5 protein-coding genes are annotated in these 3,897 nt (G+C 37.9%); all 5 read right to left on the minus strand.

From position 1 onward, the window contains the following. On the minus strand, positions 1–1,639 hold a 1,639-nt coding region (locus ACOVO2_RS17985), incomplete at its 3' end, for an NAD(P)-binding protein (protein WP_421771310.1). Then, positions 1,621–3,138: a polyamine aminopropyltransferase gene (locus tag ACOVO2_RS17990; RefSeq protein ID WP_421771311.1), complete on the minus strand. Its 1,518-nt coding sequence runs from the start codon at positions 3,136–3,138 to the stop codon at positions 1,621–1,623. The genes ACOVO2_RS17985 and ACOVO2_RS17990, both read right to left, overlap by 19 nt. Beyond that, positions 3,131–3,349, minus strand: a complete 219-nt coding sequence (locus tag ACOVO2_RS17995) for a DUF350 domain-containing protein (protein WP_188768362.1) — start codon at positions 3,347–3,349, stop codon at positions 3,131–3,133. Before ACOVO2_RS17995 ends, ACOVO2_RS17990 begins: the two co-directional genes overlap by 8 nt. Before the next feature lie 118 nt (positions 3,350–3,467). Further along, positions 3,468–3,641: a hypothetical protein gene (locus tag ACOVO2_RS18000; RefSeq protein ID WP_188768360.1), complete on the minus strand. Its 174-nt coding sequence runs from the start codon at positions 3,639–3,641 to the stop codon at positions 3,468–3,470. A gap of 1 nt (position 3,642) precedes the next feature. Next, on the minus strand, positions 3,643–3,897 hold a 255-nt coding region (locus tag ACOVO2_RS18005), incomplete at its 5' end, for a hypothetical protein (protein ID WP_421771312.1).

The following is a 3,897-nucleotide window of genomic DNA, read 5'->3' on the forward strand; positions in this document are numbered from 1 at the left end:
CCCCATGAAAAAAAGCTTCTTCAAAAATAGATACACCCGAAAGGTCTGAATGTGCAAAATGAATTTTATTGTTGAGCGATTGTTGTGCTTCATTTCGTGCCTGACCGTGAATAAAACCAATAGTTGGACGAATCATGGCGTGTCCCCAAAGTTTTATATCGATTTTCAGAATTGATTCTTCAATTTTTGGGTGTGCTTTTTTTAGGTCAGTCAGTACTTCAGTTTTCCATTCTTCGTGGGTTTTCACAATTGCTTTTTTGCGTTCATCAGCTGGATTGGCATCGACAAGTGGCTTATAATAAGTCAGTTGCCACGTTTTTTGATCTTGAGCTAATTCTTGATGATTTGATAAAACATAGCCCAATCCGTTGCCTTCATAAATCACATTATCCCACGAGAGTGCTTGTCCTCTGCCCGTATCGAAAGGTTTGGTTTGAATATTGGCAACCATCCACGGCGAATAGGAAAAATCTTTGATAAAATCAGCTTTCAGTTGCGGCATTAAGTATGGGCGAAGCATCTGCGGAACTGCCCAAATGACCTGTTCGGCTGTATAATGTTCTCGCTTTTCTGTTTTCCAATCATACACATCAACTGAAACTTTCCCATTTTTCTCTTCAATTTGATAAGCCAAACGCTGAGTTTTGATATGATTTAATTGATTTTTGGCCAAAAGTTTCATCAAAAAACCATTTCCTTCGCTCCAAGTAAGCACGTCATCGTCTTTGGCATTGGCGGCTTTTCCTTTTCGTGAAGCAAAATAATGAATGCCAGCCCAAGCTGAAGTTTCGGCAACGGAAGTGCCGTAATCATCTAATAAACAATAGTTTACATACCAGTGTAGTGGTTTGGCGGTGAAATCATTTTGCTCCATCCAAGTCTTCATACTGATTTTATCTAAGTCAGTAAAACTCGCATCGCTTGATGAATTAGCCAATGGAATCGTAAAAGCCCATTTTTTATCATTGCCTTTAGCAATTTTGAAAAGATTCATTTTAGCCAAAAATTTCCCAATTTGGTCCTTTTCTTCCTCCGAAATATCCATGTTTGGAATCAGCCCTTCTTGCCAAAATCCTTTGACAAAAAGCCTTTCGTCGGGATGAAAGCAAAGAGCATATTCATCATAAATCGGCAAATGATTTTCATCAAAACCAGTAATAATCTTATTTTCTGACAAAAACTCAATCAATTCCGTATTTTCTGGGCTCGGAATTGGCAAATAATGAGCAGCCCACGGGTACTGCCCCGCTTCATCTTCGCCAAAGGTAGAATTTCCTCCAATATGGCTTTCAAGTTCTAAAATTTCATAATCTTTGATACCCGCTTTTTGTAGAATATAGCCAGCCGTAAGTCCAGATATTCCCGAACCTATAATCAGAATTTTTGTTTGGTGTGATTGATGAATTGGTAAAGAAATAGCCTTACGAAGTAAATGCCCGATTGCGTGATTTGCCCCAACGATTTGCCCTTGAATGCCAGCAGCAGACTCACAAGAAGTAAGTGCTTGTAGCCCCAAAGAGCTACCCAAAAGTGCGATTCCCGATAACTCAAGAAACTCTTTGCGAGACAACCCCACCCCCGACCCCTCCCCTTTGGGGAAGGGAGTAAAATCTCCTTTTTTTACATCACTTTTGCCCATTCTTCTTCAAAATACTGCACCAAAATTTGGTTGTTGAGTTTATTTACTTCGGTTTCTTGTGGTGCCATATCTTTCGGAAAAACCTTGCTTTGCTCGAAAGCAGCATCATTCATGAAACGTAGCTTTTCTGGAAAATTCTGAGTTTTATTAAACTCGCTTTTTGTAGCCAAAACATAGCCCCAATCGCCAAAAGATGGTACAAAAACATGATAGGGAAGCGTTTTAAAACCTACAGATTGCAGAGTTTTATTGACACACCAGTATGATTTTGGAGCCATAAAAGGCGAAGTTGACTGCACTACAATTTGGCCTTCGGGTGCGAGCGTGTGAGTAAGTTCACGATAAAAAGTATTAGAGTAGAGTTTTCCCAAAGCAAAATTATTCGGGTCAGGAAAATCAATGATGATGGCGTCAAAAAGTGTTTTATTTTGTTTTATCCACAAAAAAGCATCTTGATTCAGAATCCTAACTTTCGGGCTATTCAAAGCATTTTGATTCAATTTTGTGAGCATTTCATTTCTTCGAAATAAGTTCGTCATATCGGCATCTAAATCAATGAGCGTGATGGCTTTCACACTTTCGTATTTCAGTAATTCACGTACCGCCAAACCATCACCACCGCCCAAAATCAAAACTTTTTCTGGCTTTTTTGTAAAAGTCATGAGCGGATGCACCAATGCTTCGTGATAACGATATTCATCGAACGAACTAAATTGTAGATTTCGATTCAAAAAAAGTTTGATATTACTGCCTTGCCGAGTCAACACAATGCGTTGATAAGGCGAAGATTTGGCAAATATGATTTTTTCGTCATAAGTCGTAGCCTCAGCCCACGACAAAATATTATCCGAAAAAATAAAGCCCAATGTGAGTAAAATAAAAACAAAAATGGCTTGAAACCAAAGTGTTAGGCGGTATTTGAGTTGTGCAGAATAATTATACAACACCAACAAAGCCACTAAAGTATTGAGAATTCCGAAGAAAAAAGAGGTACGAATCAGGCCCATTTTTGGCACAAAAACCAACGGAAAAAGAATAGAAGCAAGCAAGGCTCCCACGTAGTCGAAGGTAAAAACTTTGGAAATAATGTCTTTAAACCCAAAGTTACTTTTGTTGAGGATTTGCATCAACAACGGAATTTCGAGGCCAACGAAAATACCCGTCAGACTGATAAGTCCGTACAAAATCCATTGAAAAGAATCGACACTATTGAAAATTACAAACAAAACGCTCGATGTGATTCCGCCGACGAGTCCAACCAAAAGCTCGATTTGAATGAACCAATCAAGTAAGTTTTCGTCGAAATATTTTGAGCAAAATGAGCCAATTCCCATCGAAAAAAGGTATAATCCGATGATGATTGAAAATTGACTAATCGAGTCGCCCATGAGGTAGCTGGCCAACGTACCCGCAATTAGCTCATAGATAAGCCCACAAGTAGCCACCAAAAACACCGAAAAAAGCAGTAAAATTGGGATTTTTGCCGAATTTTTATCCATGAATGGCCGAACTAATAATAATCGCTACGGCGATAATAAATGCCCCTGCAATAATCGCCAAAGCAGTATTTCCTTTCTGAACGATTTCTTTATAGATGTTTTCGGGTGTGATTTTTTCGAGAATCACGAATGAAATTACCAAAATAAAAATACCAATCAACGAATAAATCACTGAGGCATAAACGTATTTGAGGCTAAGGATGTCGGTCATGTTATAGAGTTTAAGATTTTAGAAAAATGTAAGTATCTAATTATCAATGCTTTATTTTTTGTAAAGCAATTTTCAAAATTGCTCTTGTTAAATACGAACAACTTGGAAAGTTGTTCTACTATTTATGATAAAAACGATTTACGCCCGATGTTCGGCTATTGCTGCCGTCCCATTGGCTTTTGGTGCTGAATTCATAAAAAAGCTTTCCAACTTGCAGCGAATACGCAAAATAGCCAACGATTACCATCAGAAAAGCTGCATACATTATTTTATATCGGTTATCTAATTTCATATTATTCTTCGGTTGCGTATGGTGAAAAATCGCTATCTGCCCAACGTTCTTTTTCAAAATTATATTCTTGAAAATATTTTATCAGTGGTATAATAGCAATCAAACACATCATTATAAAAATGTTTATCCAATAAATTCCGCCAGTTTGAAGTTTAACTTCGTAAGTGCCGCCATTAGTTGCGGGTGTTGTGGTTTCTATCAATAAATGATATTTTCCAGCGGGAACTTCCGAATAATCTTTTGAAGCATTGGTTGA

This window comes from Emticicia sp., assembly GCF_049241225.1.
Lineage (GTDB): Bacteria > Bacteroidota > Bacteroidia > Cytophagales > Spirosomataceae > Emticicia.

Excerpts from the sequence above, each read along its gene's own strand:
- ACOVO2_RS17995 (WP_188768362.1), bottom strand. The coding sequence starts at position 3,349 with ATGACCGACATCCTTAGCCTCAAATACGTTTATGCCTCAGTGATTTAT.
- ACOVO2_RS18000 (WP_188768360.1), bottom strand. The coding sequence starts at position 3,641 with ATGAAATTAGATAACCGATATAAAATAATGTATGCAGCTTTTCTGATG.
- ACOVO2_RS17990 (WP_421771311.1), bottom strand. The coding sequence starts at position 3,138 with ATGGATAAAAATTCGGCAAAAATCCCAATTTTACTGCTTTTTTCGGTG.